Origin of the sequence: Priestia megaterium (genome assembly GCF_009497655.1) — a bacterium.
In the GTDB taxonomy this organism is placed as follows: Bacteria; Bacillota; Bacilli; order Bacillales; family Bacillaceae_H; genus Priestia; species Priestia zanthoxyli.
The window spans coordinates 2,119,295-2,135,107 of record NZ_CP023317.1; the positions used below are offsets into that span (position 1 = coordinate 2,119,295).

At 35.5% G+C, this 15,813-nt stretch carries 19 protein-coding genes and 1 pseudogene; 14 read left to right on the forward strand and 6 right to left on the reverse strand.

Annotated elements, in window-relative coordinates; all coding sequences use genetic code 11:
* Window positions 1–197 precede the first annotated feature (197 nt).
* From CEQ83_RS10635 to CEQ83_RS10655, 5 genes are all read left to right on the forward strand, one after another.
* A complete protein-coding gene (locus tag CEQ83_RS10635) occupies window positions 198–917 on the forward strand; it encodes an SDR family NAD(P)-dependent oxidoreductase (protein WP_028413488.1) in 720 nt (239 codons plus the stop codon).
* Window positions 918–1,060: 143 nt separating this feature from the next.
* Complete coding sequence (locus tag CEQ83_RS10640) at window positions 1,061–1,237, forward strand: hypothetical protein (RefSeq protein ID WP_223546567.1); 177 nt, start codon at window positions 1,061–1,063, stop codon at window positions 1,235–1,237.
* Between the two features lie 127 nt (window positions 1,238–1,364).
* Entirely contained in the window at window positions 1,365–1,928 is a 564-nt protein-coding gene (locus tag CEQ83_RS10645) for a class I SAM-dependent methyltransferase (RefSeq protein WP_028413487.1), read from the forward strand.
* An 11-nt stretch (window positions 1,929–1,939) separates the two neighbouring features.
* A complete protein-coding gene (locus CEQ83_RS10650; protein WP_028413486.1) occupies window positions 1,940–2,620 on the forward strand; it encodes a response regulator transcription factor in 681 nt (226 codons plus the stop codon).
* A complete protein-coding gene (locus CEQ83_RS10655) occupies window positions 2,617–3,693 on the forward strand; it encodes a HAMP domain-containing sensor histidine kinase (RefSeq protein WP_014460259.1) in 1,077 nt (358 codons plus the stop codon). Before CEQ83_RS10650 ends, CEQ83_RS10655 begins: the two co-directional genes overlap by 4 nt.
* On the opposite strand, the gene CEQ83_RS10660 is transcribed toward CEQ83_RS10655, so the two are convergent.
* Window positions 3,684–5,126: an aminotransferase-like domain-containing protein gene (locus CEQ83_RS10660; RefSeq protein WP_155017229.1), complete on the reverse strand. Its 1,443-nt coding sequence runs from the start codon at window positions 5,124–5,126 to the stop codon at window positions 3,684–3,686. The genes CEQ83_RS10655 and CEQ83_RS10660 overlap by 10 nt on opposite strands.
* A 103-nt stretch (window positions 5,127–5,229) precedes the next feature.
* Here CEQ83_RS10660 and CEQ83_RS10665 point away from each other — a divergent pair, with 103 nt between their 5' ends.
* From CEQ83_RS10665 to CEQ83_RS10680, 4 genes are all read left to right on the forward strand, one after another.
* The gene (locus CEQ83_RS10665) at window positions 5,230–5,841 is read left to right on the forward strand and encodes a LysE/ArgO family amino acid transporter (protein WP_098112559.1); all 612 of its coding nucleotides are present in this window, start codon (window positions 5,230–5,232) and stop codon (window positions 5,839–5,841) included.
* A gap of 67 nt (window positions 5,842–5,908) precedes the next feature.
* Entirely contained in the window at window positions 5,909–6,337 is a 429-nt protein-coding gene (fosB, locus tag CEQ83_RS10670) for a FosB/FosD family fosfomycin resistance bacillithiol transferase (RefSeq protein ID WP_098112560.1), read from the forward strand.
* 115 nt (window positions 6,338–6,452) lie between these two features.
* Window positions 6,453–6,650: a hypothetical protein gene (locus CEQ83_RS10675; protein WP_016763981.1), complete on the forward strand. Its 198-nt coding sequence runs from the start codon at window positions 6,453–6,455 to the stop codon at window positions 6,648–6,650.
* 466 nt (window positions 6,651–7,116) lie between these two features.
* A complete protein-coding gene (locus CEQ83_RS10680; protein ID WP_098112561.1) occupies window positions 7,117–7,959 on the forward strand; it encodes a hypothetical protein in 843 nt (280 codons plus the stop codon).
* A gap of 198 nt (window positions 7,960–8,157) precedes the next feature.
* Here CEQ83_RS10680 and CEQ83_RS27790 read toward each other — a convergent pair.
* Window positions 8,158–8,391, reverse strand: a pseudogene (locus CEQ83_RS27790) (hypothetical protein); the annotation flags it as partial.
* Window positions 8,392–8,723: 332 nt separating this feature from the next.
* Between CEQ83_RS27790 and CEQ83_RS10690 the strand changes: the two are divergent.
* Window positions 8,724–8,921, forward strand: a complete 198-nt coding sequence (locus CEQ83_RS10690; RefSeq protein WP_098112562.1) for a hypothetical protein — start codon at window positions 8,724–8,726, stop codon at window positions 8,919–8,921.
* Between the two features lie 67 nt (window positions 8,922–8,988).
* Here the strand turns inward: CEQ83_RS10690 and CEQ83_RS10695 are convergent, their stop codons facing one another.
* The 3 genes from CEQ83_RS10695 to CEQ83_RS10705 form a co-directional block, all read right to left on the reverse strand.
* The gene (locus tag CEQ83_RS10695; protein ID WP_098112563.1) at window positions 8,989–9,774 is read right to left on the reverse strand and encodes a nucleotidyltransferase domain-containing protein; all 786 of its coding nucleotides are present in this window, start codon (window positions 9,772–9,774) and stop codon (window positions 8,989–8,991) included.
* A 156-nt stretch (window positions 9,775–9,930) separates the two neighbouring features.
* On the reverse strand, window positions 9,931–10,401 hold the full coding sequence (locus tag CEQ83_RS10700; RefSeq protein ID WP_034265804.1) for a DinB family protein: 471 nt from the start codon (window positions 10,399–10,401) through the stop codon (window positions 9,931–9,933).
* Window positions 10,402–10,416: 15 nt separating this feature from the next.
* A complete protein-coding gene (locus tag CEQ83_RS10705) occupies window positions 10,417–11,970 on the reverse strand; it encodes an alpha/beta hydrolase (RefSeq protein ID WP_155017230.1) in 1,554 nt (517 codons plus the stop codon).
* Between the two features lie 232 nt (window positions 11,971–12,202).
* Between CEQ83_RS10705 and CEQ83_RS10710 the strand changes: the two genes are divergently transcribed.
* Window positions 12,203–12,328 carry an anti-repressor SinI family protein gene (locus tag CEQ83_RS10710; RefSeq protein WP_080754447.1) on the forward strand — a complete coding sequence of 42 codons (126 nt, stop codon included), beginning with the start codon at window positions 12,203–12,205 and terminating at the stop codon, window positions 12,326–12,328.
* Between the two features lie 182 nt (window positions 12,329–12,510).
* The gene (locus CEQ83_RS10715) at window positions 12,511–12,846 is read left to right on the forward strand and encodes a helix-turn-helix domain-containing protein (protein WP_028413477.1); all 336 of its coding nucleotides are present in this window, start codon (window positions 12,511–12,513) and stop codon (window positions 12,844–12,846) included.
* A 105-nt stretch (window positions 12,847–12,951) separates the two neighbouring features.
* Here CEQ83_RS10715 and CEQ83_RS10720 read toward each other — a convergent pair whose 3' ends face one another.
* On the reverse strand, window positions 12,952–14,040 hold the full coding sequence (locus CEQ83_RS10720; protein WP_028413476.1) for an FAD-dependent monooxygenase: 1,089 nt from the start codon (window positions 14,038–14,040) through the stop codon (window positions 12,952–12,954).
* A 331-nt stretch (window positions 14,041–14,371) separates the two neighbouring features.
* On the opposite strand from CEQ83_RS10720, the gene CEQ83_RS10725 reads away from it, so the two are divergent.
* Window positions 14,372–14,767, forward strand: coding sequence for a CDI toxin immunity protein (locus tag CEQ83_RS10725; protein WP_014460246.1), 396 nt, complete (start codon window positions 14,372–14,374; stop codon window positions 14,765–14,767).
* 222 nt (window positions 14,768–14,989) lie between these two features.
* A complete protein-coding gene (locus tag CEQ83_RS10730; protein ID WP_028413475.1) occupies window positions 14,990–15,766 on the forward strand; it encodes an NUDIX domain-containing protein in 777 nt (258 codons plus the stop codon).
* Window positions 15,767–15,813: the final 47 nt, after the last annotated feature.

Sequence of the window (15,813 nt, forward strand, 5' to 3'; positions counted from 1 at the left end):
TTTTATCATCTCTTTCTTGTTTGAAATAATGTACTGTCTTATCGTTATCACTCCCATAAAAAACTATACGCGCTTTGTCAGGTAAGCTAAAAAAGAGCGTAAGAAAGGGACGTCTATATAGAAAATAATGGTATAATGAATGTTTGAATATTTACATAACAAGTATGTGTAACAGAAAGTAGATAAGAGGTGTAGAGATGAAAGAAAAATGGGTAATCGTCACGGGTGCAGGTGCTGGAATTGGCAAAGAAATTGTAAAAGAGTGTGTGTTGAAGTGCTATTCAGTTATTGCTTGTGATAGTAATGAAGGAGCTTTGAAACAGCTAGCTGAAGATACGAAAGGTCATATTGAAACGTATGTAATAGATGTTAAAGAAGGGAAGGGCGTAAGAAATCTTTTCTATCAAATAAAAGATAAAAATTTATATGGATTAGTTAATAATGCAGGCGTGTATTTAGGGAAAAATTTATTGGATTATGAAGAAAAGGAAATAGATTTTGTGATGGACATTAATATTAAAGGATATATTTATTTCTCCAAATACTTTGGCGAATTATTAATGGAAAAGGAAACAGAAGGAGCAATTATTAATATATCGTCCGTATCAGGAATGGAAGGAAGCTCCGATGCTATATATGGAATGTCTAAAGCAGCGATATTAGGATTAACCAAAAGCTGTGCAATGAATTTTTCTCCTTATATCCGTGTGAATGCCGTAGCACCTACAATGGTAAATACCGATATGATGAAAAATATTCCAGAGTGGCGCAAAAATGAATACATCGATCATCAGCTGATTCCAAGCTTTGTTACGACTCAAGACGTGGCAGATACCGTTCTTTTTTTACTGAGTCCTCAAGCAAAACATTATACAGGAGCTACCTTTGATTTAAATAGCGGATGTTATTTACGATAAATTATCTTTTAAACGAGTAATCGAGGCTGGACAAAAATATTTTAGTTAAGGATAAATTCGAATAATCAATCGGTATTATTGACTGACCATTCGGATTTTTTACTGTTATTATAAACGTTGGTTTCACCGCTTCTAGCTGTTGATTGGAGGGCAAGGTAGAAGACTCCTGCGGGAAAAGCGGAACAGATGAGACCCCACAGGCGCGTAAGCGACGAGGAGGCTCATCGGCCGGCCGCGGAAAGCGAAGTCTTGCACGGAAATCAACAGAGGTGTCAAGAGCAATCCATATGAGTTTATTAATCCAATTTGCTCGTCTTTAGATTGGGTTAATTCCGTTATGTCCCATCCTCCTTTTTGTTTTCTTAAGAATTCTTAAGAAATTTACTTAACGTTTCTTTAGATTTTTTTTCTATTCTAGAAAGAAAGAGTAGAAAGAAGGAATAGAAAATGAATTTAGCTTTTATGTATCAATATTTTCACCAGCCGCGAACGGTAGGAGCGCTTTTGCCAAGCTCTACGCACTTAGCGAAAAAAATGGTGAAAGGGATTGATTTTGAACATGCAGCCTGTATAGTAGAGTACGGGCCAGGAACCGGAATTTTTACCCGTGAATTGATAAGAAGACGAAGCGCTTGTACAACTTTACTTCTTATCGAATACAATCGGCATTTTTACGAAAAAGTAAAAGAACAAGTAAGAGATGAAAAAAATGTGTATGTGATACACGGCTCGGCTGAAAATGTTCAAAAGTACTTGATCCAGTATGATATTTCAAAAGTGGATTACGTACTATCAGGTCTTCCTTTTGCTTCTTTAGCGTCTGAAGTGTCAGACGGTATTTTACAAAACACGCGAAGTGTATTAGCTAATGAAGGGAAATTTATTACGTTTCAGTATACAAATTTAAAAAAAGAGTTAATTCGCACGTTTTTTCCGCATATTAAAGTCGAAAAAGAGTGGAGAAACGTTCCTCCCGCATACATTTTTACATGCGAAAAGAATGGGATATAAGGAGTTTGTAAATGAAAGACAGAATTTTAATTATAGATGATGATGAGCAAATTCGTAATTTAATTGCTATTTACTTAGAAAATGAAGGATTTGAAGCGCTGAAAGTTTCTAATGCTGTATCTGGCTTAGCGCTTTTAGAGGAACAAGAAGTAGATTTAATTATATTAGATATTATGATGCCGCAGATGAATGGAATCGACGCTGCTTTTAAAATACGTGAAGAAAAAAATATGCCCATTATTATGCTTTCGGCTAAGTCAGAAGATATGGACAAAATTTCTGGTCTAACAGCAGGAGCAGATGATTACTTAACAAAACCATTTAACCCACTCGAACTCATCGCACGAGTGAAATCACAAATTAGACGCTATAAAAAATACAATGAACGCGCTGAGCGTGACGTTATTCAAATTGGCGATTTGGAAATTAACCGCAGTACTCGCCTTGTCTTTGTGCGCGGTCAAGAGATTCGTTTAACACCAAAAGAGTTTGATATTTTAGAGCTGCTGGCACGCAACAAAGGAACGGTAATGAGCATGGGGAAAATATATGAAGCCGTGTGGCAAGCAGACGCGTTTAAATCGGATAGTACCGTAATGGTTCATATCACAAAGATTCGTGAAAAAATTGAGGATGATCCGAAAAAGCCTATTTATATTAAAACCATATGGGGCGTAGGATACAGGATATGAGAAAATTAAGTGTAAAGCTTCTTTTCGCTGTGATTATAAGCTTTTTGGTCACCAATTTAACTTTTATTTTAATTGCTAGGCTTGTTTTAAGCAGGTATATACAAGAAGAGAAAATGAATGTTTCTGCATATAATCTATTGGCGTTTGGGCTTATTTCTATGGCGGTTGTGGTCTTTATTTTTGTTTTTTTAGTACTTATTCGTTCCCATATTCGTTACCTGAAAGAAATTTCCGAACAGGTTCAAAAAATATCAAATGGAGATTTAGGCGCAACCATCCATGTGCGAGGAAAAGATGAACTGGCTGAATTGAGTCAAAATATTAACAAAATGTCTGCACAGCTTCGTACAAAGTTTGATCGGGAACGAGAAATCGAACAAGCAAAAAATGAGCTAATATCCAGCGTGTCTCACGATTTGCGTACGCCCTTAACGTCCATTGTGGGATACCTCGATTTAATCAAAAAAAGAGAAAATATGGACGATGAAACATTAGATAGCTATTTATATATTGTTGATTCAAAAGCAAATTATTTAACGGATTTAATAGACGAGTTGTTTGACTATACAAAATTAACGAGTCCGGATTTTCAGCTTCAGCGAAATGAAGTGGATATGAAACGTTTGCTTCAGCAGGTAATAGGAGAGTACGAGCCGATGTTAAAAAGAGAAGGCATTGACGTTCAGACTAACTTTGCTTGTGAATGGCATGCATTTATTGATGTAGAAAAAATGGTAAGAGTCTTTCAAAACTTGCTCGAAAATGCCAAGAAGTACAGCAAAAAGCCTTCCGTATTAGAGGTGAATCAGGAAATTGATGAGGATTCGTTGGTAATTTCCTTTAGGAACAGCATTAACATCAGTGAAAAAATTGAGGTGGAAAAGTTATTTGATCGATTTTATCGAGGTGATGAATCAAGAACGGACGCAAATGGTTCAGGTTTAGGACTGGCTATTGCAAAACAAATCATTCAGCTGCATCAAGGAGAGATACGAGCAGAGCGTCAGCATAATAAGCTCACTTTTTTGATAAAGCTGCCGTTAACACAAGAAAGCCTTAAGAATCACTTGTAAAGATTCTTAAGGCTTTTTGCGACTGTTTTGATGCCGTATTCAAATTCTGCAAGAGTTGCATAAGAAAAGGATATTCTGATATGCTGTGACGTTTCATGATCATACAATGCGCCTGGATTTAACAGAACTCCTTCGTGGAGACAGTGCTTAAATAATTTCCGCATCGAAACAGGCTTATGCAGCGTCAGCCAAAAATAAAAACCTCCGCTCGGAGTATTCCACGTAGCAAGCCTTTTTAAATGCTTCTCTAAAATAGCCTGCGTTTGCTGAGATTTTTCTTTTAATTTATAGCGTACGCTGGCAACGTACTTGTCATAAATTCCGGTTTTTAGAGCTTCAGCAGCTGCCCATTGAGATAAGGAACTGGCTCCGTAGTCAACTTGCATTTTAAGGTCGGCCAATCGCTCAATTACATGTTCAGGCCCAACGATCCATCCAATTCGAAATCCGGGACTGAATGTTTTAGAGAACGTTCCTAAATAAAGAACCATTCCATTTTTATCTCGAGCTTTTAATGAAAGCGGAGGCGGTGAATGAAACCAAAGCTCTCCGTACGCATCATCTTCAATAATAGGTAAATGCATTCTTTCACACTGGCGAAGCAGCTCTTGACGCCTTTGTTCGCTCATCGTCACATTGGTGGGGTTATGAAAGTTTGGTATCGTATATAAAACTGTGCCTTTTTCTTTTTCGTGCTGGTCTTTTAATGAAGATAAATGAATTCCTTCTTTGTCTAACGAAATGCCCATTAGTTTCATTTTTGCGGACTGAAACAATGGTAGAGAATACAGATAAGAAGGCTTTTCAGCTAAAATATTGGCACCTGGAGGCAGAAGGCCTATTGAAATTAATTGAAGCGCTTGAAGTGAACCAGATACAATTAAAATGGACGACGGAGACGTTTCAATTCCCCGTTCTTTTAAATTCTTGGCTAACTCTTGTCGCAGTTCATAGTTGCCTTTTGGAGGCTCGTAGCCCAAGTGTACGCTTCTATGTTTCATTCCGCCAAATAGCTCCGAAAGCTGATGGGAAGGAAGCAGGTCAGGTGCTAACTCTCCAGTACCTAAACGAATAATGCCCGGTTGAAATTCAGCTTCATTAATACGGCGGATAGTCGGAGAATTTGGTTGGTAGATTCCTGCTTCTACATACGAATTCCAGTTCATCTGAGAAGCTGATGCGAGTAAGCTCCACGTATTATTGATGACCTTGGTGCCACCACCTTTGTTTCCACTGAGAAGTCCTTCAGCAATTAAGTTTTCGGTTGCCGTCACCACCGTGCTTCTATTTACAGAAAAGCTAGCAGCTAAATGGCGCTGCGAAGGAATTTTCGTTCCAATAGGCCACTCTCCATTTGTAATTTTCTCTTTCATATACTCTTGAATTTGTTTGTGTATTGGCTTTTTATCAGCCGGATCTGGAATCCAATTCATGTGATACCACCTTTTTGTAATTTGGTTGGTATTATAAATCAAAACTTGGATGGAGACAACAGGGTACGTCAATTGTAAGATGAAAGAGGAAGGAGAGAGTAATATGTTTACAGTGGTTATGCATGCTTTATTGTTAGCATTCGGTTTGATTTTACCTTTAGGAGTACAAAATGTGTTTGTTTTTAACCAAGGAGCAAATCAACGAACGATCAAACAGGCGCTTCCCGTAGTCGTAACGGCTTCTGTCTGTGATACGATTTTAATTCTAGTAGCAGTGCTGGGAGTTTCAGCAGTAGCCGCTGCTTTTTCATTTTTTCAAGCGCTTATTTTTGGAATAGGTTTTCTTTTTTTAGCGTATATGGGCTTTGTGACGTGGAAGAGCGAACCTTCAAAAACGTCAGTAAAGGAAGGGATGACGGTGAAAGCACAAATTTTATTTGCTGCTTCTGTATCTCTGCTAAATCCTCACGCGCTGATGGATATTATGGGCGTAATCGGAACAAATTCTCTGCTATACAGTGGAAAAGAAAAATGGATTTTTACGCTCGTTACGATATGCGTTTCATGGATATGGTTTTTATCCTTAGCTTTTGCCGGAAAAGCGGTAGGGAAAATGGATTCGAATGGGAAAATAATGATTTGGGTCAATAAGTTTTCTGCATGTATGATTTGGGGAGTAGCTCTTTACATGGCAAAAAGTATGTTTTTTCAGTAAAATAGACGCTAAAAGAAAAGTTATATAATAGAAAGAAGTACTTTTTTCTAGAAAGCGAGGGGTAAAGATGATTCAAGGAATTAATCATATATGCTTTTCTGTGTCAAATTTAGAACGGTCCATCACATTTTATCAAAAAGTGTTAGGGGCGGAACTTTTAGTAGAAGGAAAGTCCACCGCTTACTTTAGTCTAAATGGATTGTGGCTCGCGTTAAATGAAGAAAAAGATATTCCTAGATCAGAAATTCAGTATTCGTATACTCATTTAGCATTTTCTATTTCCATTGAAAGCTTTGACCAAGCAAAAGAGCTGTTAAAACAGCATAATGTAAATATCTTACCTGGAAGAAATCGTGACGAGAGAGACAAAAAATCTATTTATTTTACGGATCCTGACGGTCATAAATTTGAATTTCATACTGGTACGCTCCAAGACCGTTTAGCGTATTACCAAGAAGAAAAGCCTCATATGACATTTTATTCGCCAAAAGAGTAATACTAAAATAGTTATATAAGGTTACAGTTTTATTACATTCGCATTCCTCGCTCAGTTATCATTAAATAAACGATACTGTTGTGATATAATGGAAAAAAAGTGAGGAGGAGGAAGAATGTATACCGCAAAACAGGTGAAGTTTGGTTCGCATATTGTGATAGGCGTACTTTTCGGCATCCTAGCTGCAATGTTAATCGGCACTTTTTATCAAAATGTACCAGGTGTATTACCGTACGGGATGATTAGTGGACTTGCAGTAGGACTCATAGCAGATACATATTATACAATTAAAACAAAAATAAAGGTTATTTAATATAGTGTAGTACTATTCTCAGGAGAAATAAAAGATTCCTTTTGAAAATAGTACTATTTTTATGAAGAAAATGGTTAATTTATATTTTAAAAAACAAGTAAACCCGCTAAAAAGATTACAAATTTATTATTTTAAATCAGAAATAGGGGGTGAAATATCAAATTAACTCTAAGTATAGAATTATATGTTAAAGTAAATAACCGTTTTCTAAACAGTGAAACGGTTTTTACTTTTTTTCTAATTAGTTTCGTTGCGCGTCAGATAAAAGGTCTAATAATTAAGCAATTGTTCGTAAAACTGAGGATAAGAGATTTTTTAAAGCTGCTACTAACAGATAAAATACTGTTGCTTTTAATGGTTTATCTATAGAAAACTTGATAATTTTTCTAAAATCGTTCTTTTGGAGTACATAATATATGCTATCATTGTTTGGTGAAAAAACTACATACCAAAAAAAGGAGAAAAAATGAAGAATTTAAGAAAAATCGGCCTAGGACTTGTAGCATCTTTGCTATCTATTAGTTTAGTAGCTTGTGGATCAACGAAAGAAGAACAAAAACAAGGATCTGCTAAGCAAGAGCAGAAACAAATGGGGAAAGAGCAGAAAAAACTCGAACAAAAACTCTCTAAATTAGAGAGTGAGTATGAAGAATATACAAAAGAAAAAGGATATATGGAATCTGATGATTATCTTGTTTTTGAAGCAGACTTTAACATACTAGCAAAGTCAATTGAAAGCAAGAATATTCTTCAGGGCGATGATGGTGAACTAGACAAACATGTAAAAGACTTAAAAACTGAGATAGACCATTTAAGTAATGATCAAGCAATAAAAGCTCAGAAGCGTTATGGTTCGGCAGTAGATGTGTACGAGGCTGCAATTGGTACTCATATGCATATTGTGTTAACTAAAGCGGATATTACTCAGCACTTTAATGCGGTGAACACTATTGAGTTAGACAAAGATTTTAATGCAGATAGCTACGATTATGAAAAAATTGATGCAGACGCAACTGAGGCTATTAAGTCTATACAAGGAATGCCTATGAAAAGAATAAAGCTTATTAAGGAAGAGTTGGAGAAATATAAAGCTAGCTTTAGTACTGAAGAATATAATCAATTGAATTCCGCAGTCACTAGCGTAACTTCGTCATTAAATAAACAAGTTGAAATGCTAGAAGTTCTACAAAAAGAAAGTGGTAAGGATAAATCAACTTTAGAAGAAAACACAAAAGCTGTTGAAACACAATTTTTAGATGCTAAAGAAAAAGTGTCTGCATTTGAATCTAAATATGATATCCAAATGTAAAATATATGCTTTAAATACAATTGTTTATTAAAATAAAAAGCCGTTTCTTAACCAAAGAAACGGCTTTTTATTATTTCTCTCTATTGATCTTTGGTGTACGTAAGAAGAGAGAGAGTAATAACGCAATTAGAGTCAATAGCGTCGCAAATAAGAATACATCGTTACTGCCATAGCTATAGTCGAAGTTGTTATTGCTTTAGCGAGGTGTTCCGTAGTTTGTTGCGTCATAATTGTAACAAGTATAGCAGTACCAATTGAACCTGCAACTTGACGAATTGTATTATTTAAAGCTGTACCGTGAGAAATTAAATGTTGAGGTAATTGGTTGATGCATTCAGTCACAATCGGCATCATAATTAATGCACCTGGCAATAATAGTAAATCTGATTGAAGCGGCGTAAAGCCTCGAATGCTTTATAGATAGATTGGCAGCGGTTTTGAAATTATTTAGGATGAAACATAAAAAATTATAATAAGATTTGTTGAAAATCAACTTGGGAATTATTGATGTAATTTTCTGAAACTTTTATTAGTGCTATAACGTATAGTAAGTATAGGGAATGTTAATTTAAATTCCTTTTTGCGGAAAAACGTTTAACATAAAGTCGAATCATCTGTTAGTTCTGTTTTGTTTAAAAGAATGTGGAGGGGATAGTTATTAAAAAACTTGCCATTTTACTTGTTGGAGGGCTTTTATCCTGCGGAGGATATATGCTGTATTACGCGACGCTAGGTGAACTAAAGAAGAAAGAGGGGATATTAAAATGACAATGTGGCTATGGGCAGGCGGATGTATAGTGTTTTTGTTAGCAATGGGTTACATTGCAGATCGTGTAGCAATAATGAGAAACATTGAATTTAGTCCGGAGGATGGAATTAAAAATGCTACAGATGCAGAACAAATATATGTGGAGAGCTATTTGAATGAAACAAAAAATACGAATAATAATATACCGCTTTAATAGAAATTATAAATAAAAGGCTTATCCGCTGCTACTTGCATTAGGGATAAGCCTTTTTGTTTTATACTTAGTTCCAAACTTCGTCTAAAGTATCTCTAAACAATTGATCTAATTCATATGTAGGGTCATCTAATTCTACAGATAAAGTTCTGACGTATTTGTCTAAACGGCCAATTTCTAAGTTTAAAAATTCATTAATAACATTGATGCGTGGTTCTAAATCTAACTCATCACCACTAATTTTACGCTTTAACAGCTTACTAACCTCTTCTTTTAATTCTCCTTCTGGTAACAGTTTCTCTAAGAGAATAGGGAATTCTAGTGGAGGGAATTCATTATATTGTTCAACCCACTTAGCAGCTAACACGGGTCTTAAAACGTAAAAATATTTTTTGATTTTTACTTCGTCACCTTGTAAATACTCTCTAAAGTTATTTCTAGCCATATTTAAATAGTGGTATATACAAGAAGTAGGAGTAAAGATGTTAGAATGTAGTTTTTTCATTTTATCAAATGTTGAATACGCCTTGTAATATACAATGTTTGATTGCATCCATTCTAGTAAAGGTGGGTTTGATTTTCTAAAAAGTTTTAATGTCTTGGTTAAGTCCCAGCCGCTAACATCTAATAGGTCATTAATAGGTAGCTCTATTACATCTCGCTTTTTACCTACACCGATTGGGTCAATGCTTAAATAATTATTTTTCTTATGAATATAAATAAATCTAACATCATAATCGCTATCTTTAGATGGAAAGTCCCACGCTCTACTTCCAGATTCACAAGCGTATAATACCTTTACGTCGTAATCTTCTTCAATTTTCTTTAAAGCTGCAACAATTGTTTCTCTCATAACCCAACCTCATTTTCTTTTAATGCTTTCTATATACAAAAGCTATTACTATTTCTCCTATTATATTTCATAATGTATGGAAAATGGTAAATAAATAAAAAAAGCTTCCTTTAAGCCTCTAAAAATCTACGAAAATATAGAGAGTGAAAAACTATATCACTCAAAAAGCACTATATCCAATCCCTTTCTGCGGTAACAGGTTAGAAGCGTATACAGTTCTGCACGGTGATGGTATAAATGAGACTGAATTTCAAGTAGCCACTCAAAACATGTATACGTGCATCCCCAATAGGACGTTTGCAATGAAAAAAGCTTTCGTTCGTCAAAAGAAGAGTAGGCCGCTTTTAGCTGATTGAAGCCATCTATTAAAGCTGTTTTGAGTTCAAGCTTTGTATAAGCTGGATGCTGCAGATAAAAGTCGTTCATTTTATCTGCAGAGTAGCCTGAGGAAATAGAATAGTCTGCACTACAAATGAGACATAAATGCTGCAGCAGCTCTTGAATAGACCGCTTGTGAGGGAGGGGACGATAAGCAAGCTCTTCTTCTGTAACCTCATCAATGATCGCGGTGAGAGACTGGACGTTGACGTGTATTTGATTAAACACCATCTCACAGTACGAATTCATGTATTCACATCCTTTTTATTCAACTAAATACTGCATTTTTTGATTCAGCCAGTACTCTGATTTTTCATTGTTATCGAGCTTGATATAGCAATCGATAATTTCATCATAAATGAATTCTTTTTCTTCTACTAAATCAATAAATTTAACGAGTAAAAATACGGCTTTCGAAACTTTTCCATTCTCACAAAGCCATTCTTTCATCCAGATTAATAGATCAAGAAGAATAATCTCTATTTTCACTCGGATATCAAGGAACCAGTCGTCATAAATCGTTGTTAAATAATGAGGAACTAATTGATGTAGGCGCTGTTCAGCTTCCTTGAATTTCAGCGACGGGTCAGACTGTTCGGTTATCCACTGAAGGTCAGTTAGTAAATCTAATCCATCGCTTGACACATCGGCATTTAAAGAAATGAGCTGCCTGTTAACAAGTAAAACCGGCTCTGAATTTTCTGCGTTCAATAACTTTTTTAAATGAGACAAGTAGACGCGTAAATTCTTTTTAGCATTGCTTAAAGGTATGTCAGGCCACAGTGCTTCGCATAGCTGTTCTCTGCTGATAGAATGATGAAAAATAAGATATAGTAAAATTTCTTGAGCAAAGCGCTTATTCCAGCCTTCTGTAATAAGCTGACCATTTACATAGACGGAAAAAGAGTATAAGAAATCTACTTTAAGAGAGGGTGTGTGGGCATGAAAATCTTTTTGTATGTCTATAGCCGTATCACTTTCCCAGTTTTTAAGTATTTTCATAGAATCATTCTTTAAAGAAGGCAGCTGGCCTGTATTACTTTTAATAAAATCTATGACAATTTCTCTGAATAAAGCTGTTTTTTCTTTTACTAGAAATAGAGAATGTGCGTTAGGTATGGTCATATGACTGTAGTTTTTTAAAAACATCGTTTTTGAAATCAGATACTGAGATGAAAACAGCAAATCATGTTGGCCAGATAAAGTGAGTACAGGAAGTGAAATGCTGCTCAGCTCTTGAAATAGACTGGCTGTAATAGAAAGTTTAACGAAGCGGAAATATACATTAGGATCCATTTGTTTAAGTCTTTCAATCAGCTGTTGTATATTTGCATGTTCAATACTTTCTAGTCTGCCTAATTCGAAAATTTTTTCTACCGGTATTTGATTTTTGCTTTCTTCGTTGTAACATCTCTTAATCTTTTGAATGGTGCTATCTGAATAAAAAGGAAGAGACAGTAGTATCAGTCCTTCAATAAGAAATTCATAGCGGGCGGTAAATTTAACAGCGATTTGTCCTCCAAAGCCCACTCCAACTAAGTAGCACTTCTTTATATTTAATGTATGTAATAAGAGGAAAAGGTCTTCAATATGAGCCTCAAACGATAATTCCCCTGTAGCAGAGGCGCTCTTTCCTGTCTCTCTCAAATCGTATTGAATAACACGGTAATGTTGGGTTAATTCCGCAGTAATAGAATCAAAAAGCGTATGATCAGTGACACAAGAATGAACCATAACAACGGTTTCTGTCTTGTTAGTGAACACGGGCGAATGAATTTCATAGTAAATTTTTTCTGTCGCCGTATGCAGAAAAGGCATAAAAGCAATCCTCCTAGTGTCTAACTGTAGCGTTTGTGTAACGGTAAAATCATTATGATAGGAATAGACAAAAATTTCAAAAAAATTGGTGCTTTTTAGCAAATGTAAAATGTCTAATGTTCTAGTAATATCCATTATACTGTAAAACCATAGTGAAAAATAAGGGAGAATGTCCAAAAACAGCAAAAAGAAAACGTTCTCAATTCCCGAAAAAGAAGAAAGGAAGCGAATTATGAATTTTAAAGACGAAAATGCGTTAGACTTAGAATGGGTTATGCTCATAATGGAAGCAAAAGAAACAGGTATAAGCATCGAGGAAGTTAGACAATTTTTACAAAGTATTAGTTCAAATTCTTAGCCGATACATCAGTAAGGAAATAAAGAATTCGTTACGGATAGCTAACCTTTATAGCGGGTCTCAAGCTATGTCCACTAGATGTATAATCATCCCTTTACAGTAAGAACGTTTATTTATAATGCACGATAAAGTGAAATTATGGTATTATTATCGATAAGTAAGCATTAGTAAGGGTGATTATAATGACAATTGGTCAACGTATTCGAGATCTTAGAATGAAACAGGGAATATCGCTAACAGAACTTGCAAACCGAGCGGGTGTTGCTAAATCGTACATATCTTCAGTAGAAAGAGGAATTCAGCTCAACCCATCTATTCAATTTCTAAACAAAATTTCTACCTCATTGAACGTGAGTATTGATAGATTGATTCATGAGCCTATGGATAAAGCTGAGTCGTTGGATATTGATAATGAGTGGCTTGAGTTAGCAAAAGAAGCAGCGGAGTCAGGAATAAGCAAAGAGCAGTTTAAACAATTTCTTGAATTTCAAAAATGGCAGCGGGCAAAGCAAGATTAACTTCGCGGAATATACATAAAAGAGAACTTACATAGCACAACTGCTAAAAAATCATGATTGCAAAAAAGAGATTCCATTTATCTATGGAATCTCTTTTTTGTTGACTTAAGAAGAAATAAAATGAGACGGGAATTCTTTTTCTCGCTGAAACTGAATACGTTCAAGAGTTATTAATCTTGGCTTTCTTTTCTGTTCAAACTGTCTCAATGTTTCTGAAATCTCTTTGTTTTGATAAAAAACTTGATGCAGTAAGTCAGACAGTAAGTCAGCATCTTTTAATGACTCGTTTAATCCAAAAGCGCCAGTAGGAGTCATCGTATGAGCAGCATCACCTAACAAGAGCAGGTGATGTTTTGACCACACTTCGCTTATGCTGCTTTGCACAGAAAGAAGCGTAAAGTCTGACCACGACTTAATAAACCTTTCAATTGAAAGGTTTAAGCTAGGGAAAGCCTCTATTAAACGCTGAATAAACGGTTTAAACGATTGTTTTCGAAGAGCAGGATAGCTGTCTTTTTCAATATTCCATCCGATTTGAACAAAGCCTTTTGCTTGAGAAAAAAGCGCTACCTGCTGCTGCTTCACAAGCGCAAATTTAATAGAAGGCTCCCAGTTGGCAGGTGCAGGAATTTTCGCCCAAAGCAAATCGTATCCATGATTATGAATATTGTTTTTTATGTGCGCAAGTTTGCGAACAGTTGAATATCGACCATCTGCTCCAATAATGATTTTACTTTCAACTATTATTTCACCCCGGCCTTTTTGCTGAGCTTTTATTCCAGTATATTGTCCTTTTTCATTTTGCGTTAGCTCCGTTACTTTTGTGCCCAGCATAAGTTTGTAGGAGGGATGGCTGCTTGCTCGGCTATCTATAGACTGAAGAAGATGCTGCTGTGGAACATGAATTCCTGCATGCCCAAGTTCAGATTCTATCGTTTTGAATACATGTCCATCTTTCCAGTATTCGACCCTAGACATTCGAAGGAGGCCTAAGCTTTCAATTTCTTCAAATATATGATGTTTTTTAAGAATCATTTCTCCATCTTCATTTAAATGTTCGCCTCGAAATTCTTTTCCAAGCTTATCAGATCTCTCTATCAGTATAGTTGATATATTTTGTTTAGCCAGTAGATAGGCTAGTAGAGCACCGCCTGGTCCGGCTCCTATTATACACACATCTGTTTGATAGTTCATTTTCTTCACCTTGTTTGTTATATGCAATTAAGTTACTTTTAGTAAGTATATTAACTTTTATAAATGTTAATGTCAACTTTTTTATAGCTTTTCTTCTATGGAATTCGTTCTTTGGTCGAAACACAAATAAGGTTTTACATAAACAAAGTCAAAGATTAAGTTTTATGGTAAACTAAAATACACAAATTATTTTGAATAATTTGTATAAAAAGGTGAAATTTAAACATTGTTGAGAAAAAGCACGGTTGGAAAGCTGCAGGATTTTTAGCAAGAAGAGTAGAGAACGTCTCTGAAAATTCTAGCAAACTCCAATTTCGACTGGAGGATGATTATGACAAAAGTAGAACATTATATTCAAACATTGGGTAACAGTGCAGATTTGCTAACGAAAAAGCAGACAAGCATTTACTTCGAAAAACTTTCAAACACCTTTCCTTTTTTAACAATCATGCAAATTAATTGGAGAAAAGTATTAATTAAAAAGTCCGCCCGGCATATTGAAGAAATCAAAAAATGGCTTCAAGAGATGAATATAAAAGAACATCAGGTTGTTTTATTTTGGAAACGAGCAACTAAAGCCGTAAGCGTCGATTTAGCTCAGGCTCTAACGTTTTTCCAACAAACAGCTGATCTTACAGAAGAAGCGTTTATTTACTGTCCGTCTGTTGACTATGTCATTGAATATTTTAAAGACGGTAAAATGATGATTGGTTTAGCAGCACGTTAATTAAAAGGGAAAAAAGCTGAGGGAAGAGGGGGAATGAGAACTTCTTCACTCGGCTTTTTATGCATATAAACTCTAAAAAATACGAAACATAACGTTATTTACAACATAAATTACCTTCTCTTTATAATTAGTGGGAAAAGTATTGACATTTTCCATAAAACAAATATAATTAACATTAATCATATTGTTAATTGTAAAAAGAGTGATCAGGAGAAATGCTGAATGTCGAACAAAAAAGCAATGACTAATCAAATGAAAAAAGAATACCCTAAACCCTATGGCTATACGTCAGATATTGCTGTATTTACGATTGTGACGGAAGAAAAAGAACCCTACAAACCACCTAAAATGAATTTAAAATTAATGCTTATCCAGCGAGCAATGCTAAACGCGGAGGGAGAAAAGAACAGCGAAGCAGGAAAGTGGGCGCTTCCCGGCGGATTTGTCCATCCTGATGAATCAGCTTTTGAAGCGGCTAAAAGAGAGCTCGAAGAAGAAACGGGCGTGAACGATATCCATTTAAAACACTATGGTGTCTATGATGAGCCCGGAAGAGACGATAGGGGATGGGTCATCACAAACGCACATTATGCAATTGTCCCAGAAGATAGTCTAATAAAACGAAAAGCGAATGATGATGCTGCTCGAGTTGAATTATTTAAAATAGATGAAATCTTTTCATTGCCTTTAGCTTTTGATCATGAAATCATCATTCGAGATGCAATCAAGGAAATTAAGAAAGATTTATTGCAAACGACTATTGCTCAGAAGTTTCTGCCTTCTCAGTTTACATACTCTGAACTGCAGGCTGTGCTGCTTACCGTAACGGATGATGCGGCAATTAAAAGTGATCAGGCGTTTGCACGAAAAATAAGAATGCTGCCATTCATTGAAGAAGTAGACGGAAAAACAACGACGAGAACGTCTAAAAAGCCAACAAAGCTCTACCGGTTTGTTGAGATGAATGTGATGAAGCCAATCTATACAGCACGCTATTAAAAGAAAAAACTTTCAATTCAAATAATTAACAATATGTTAACTGTTAA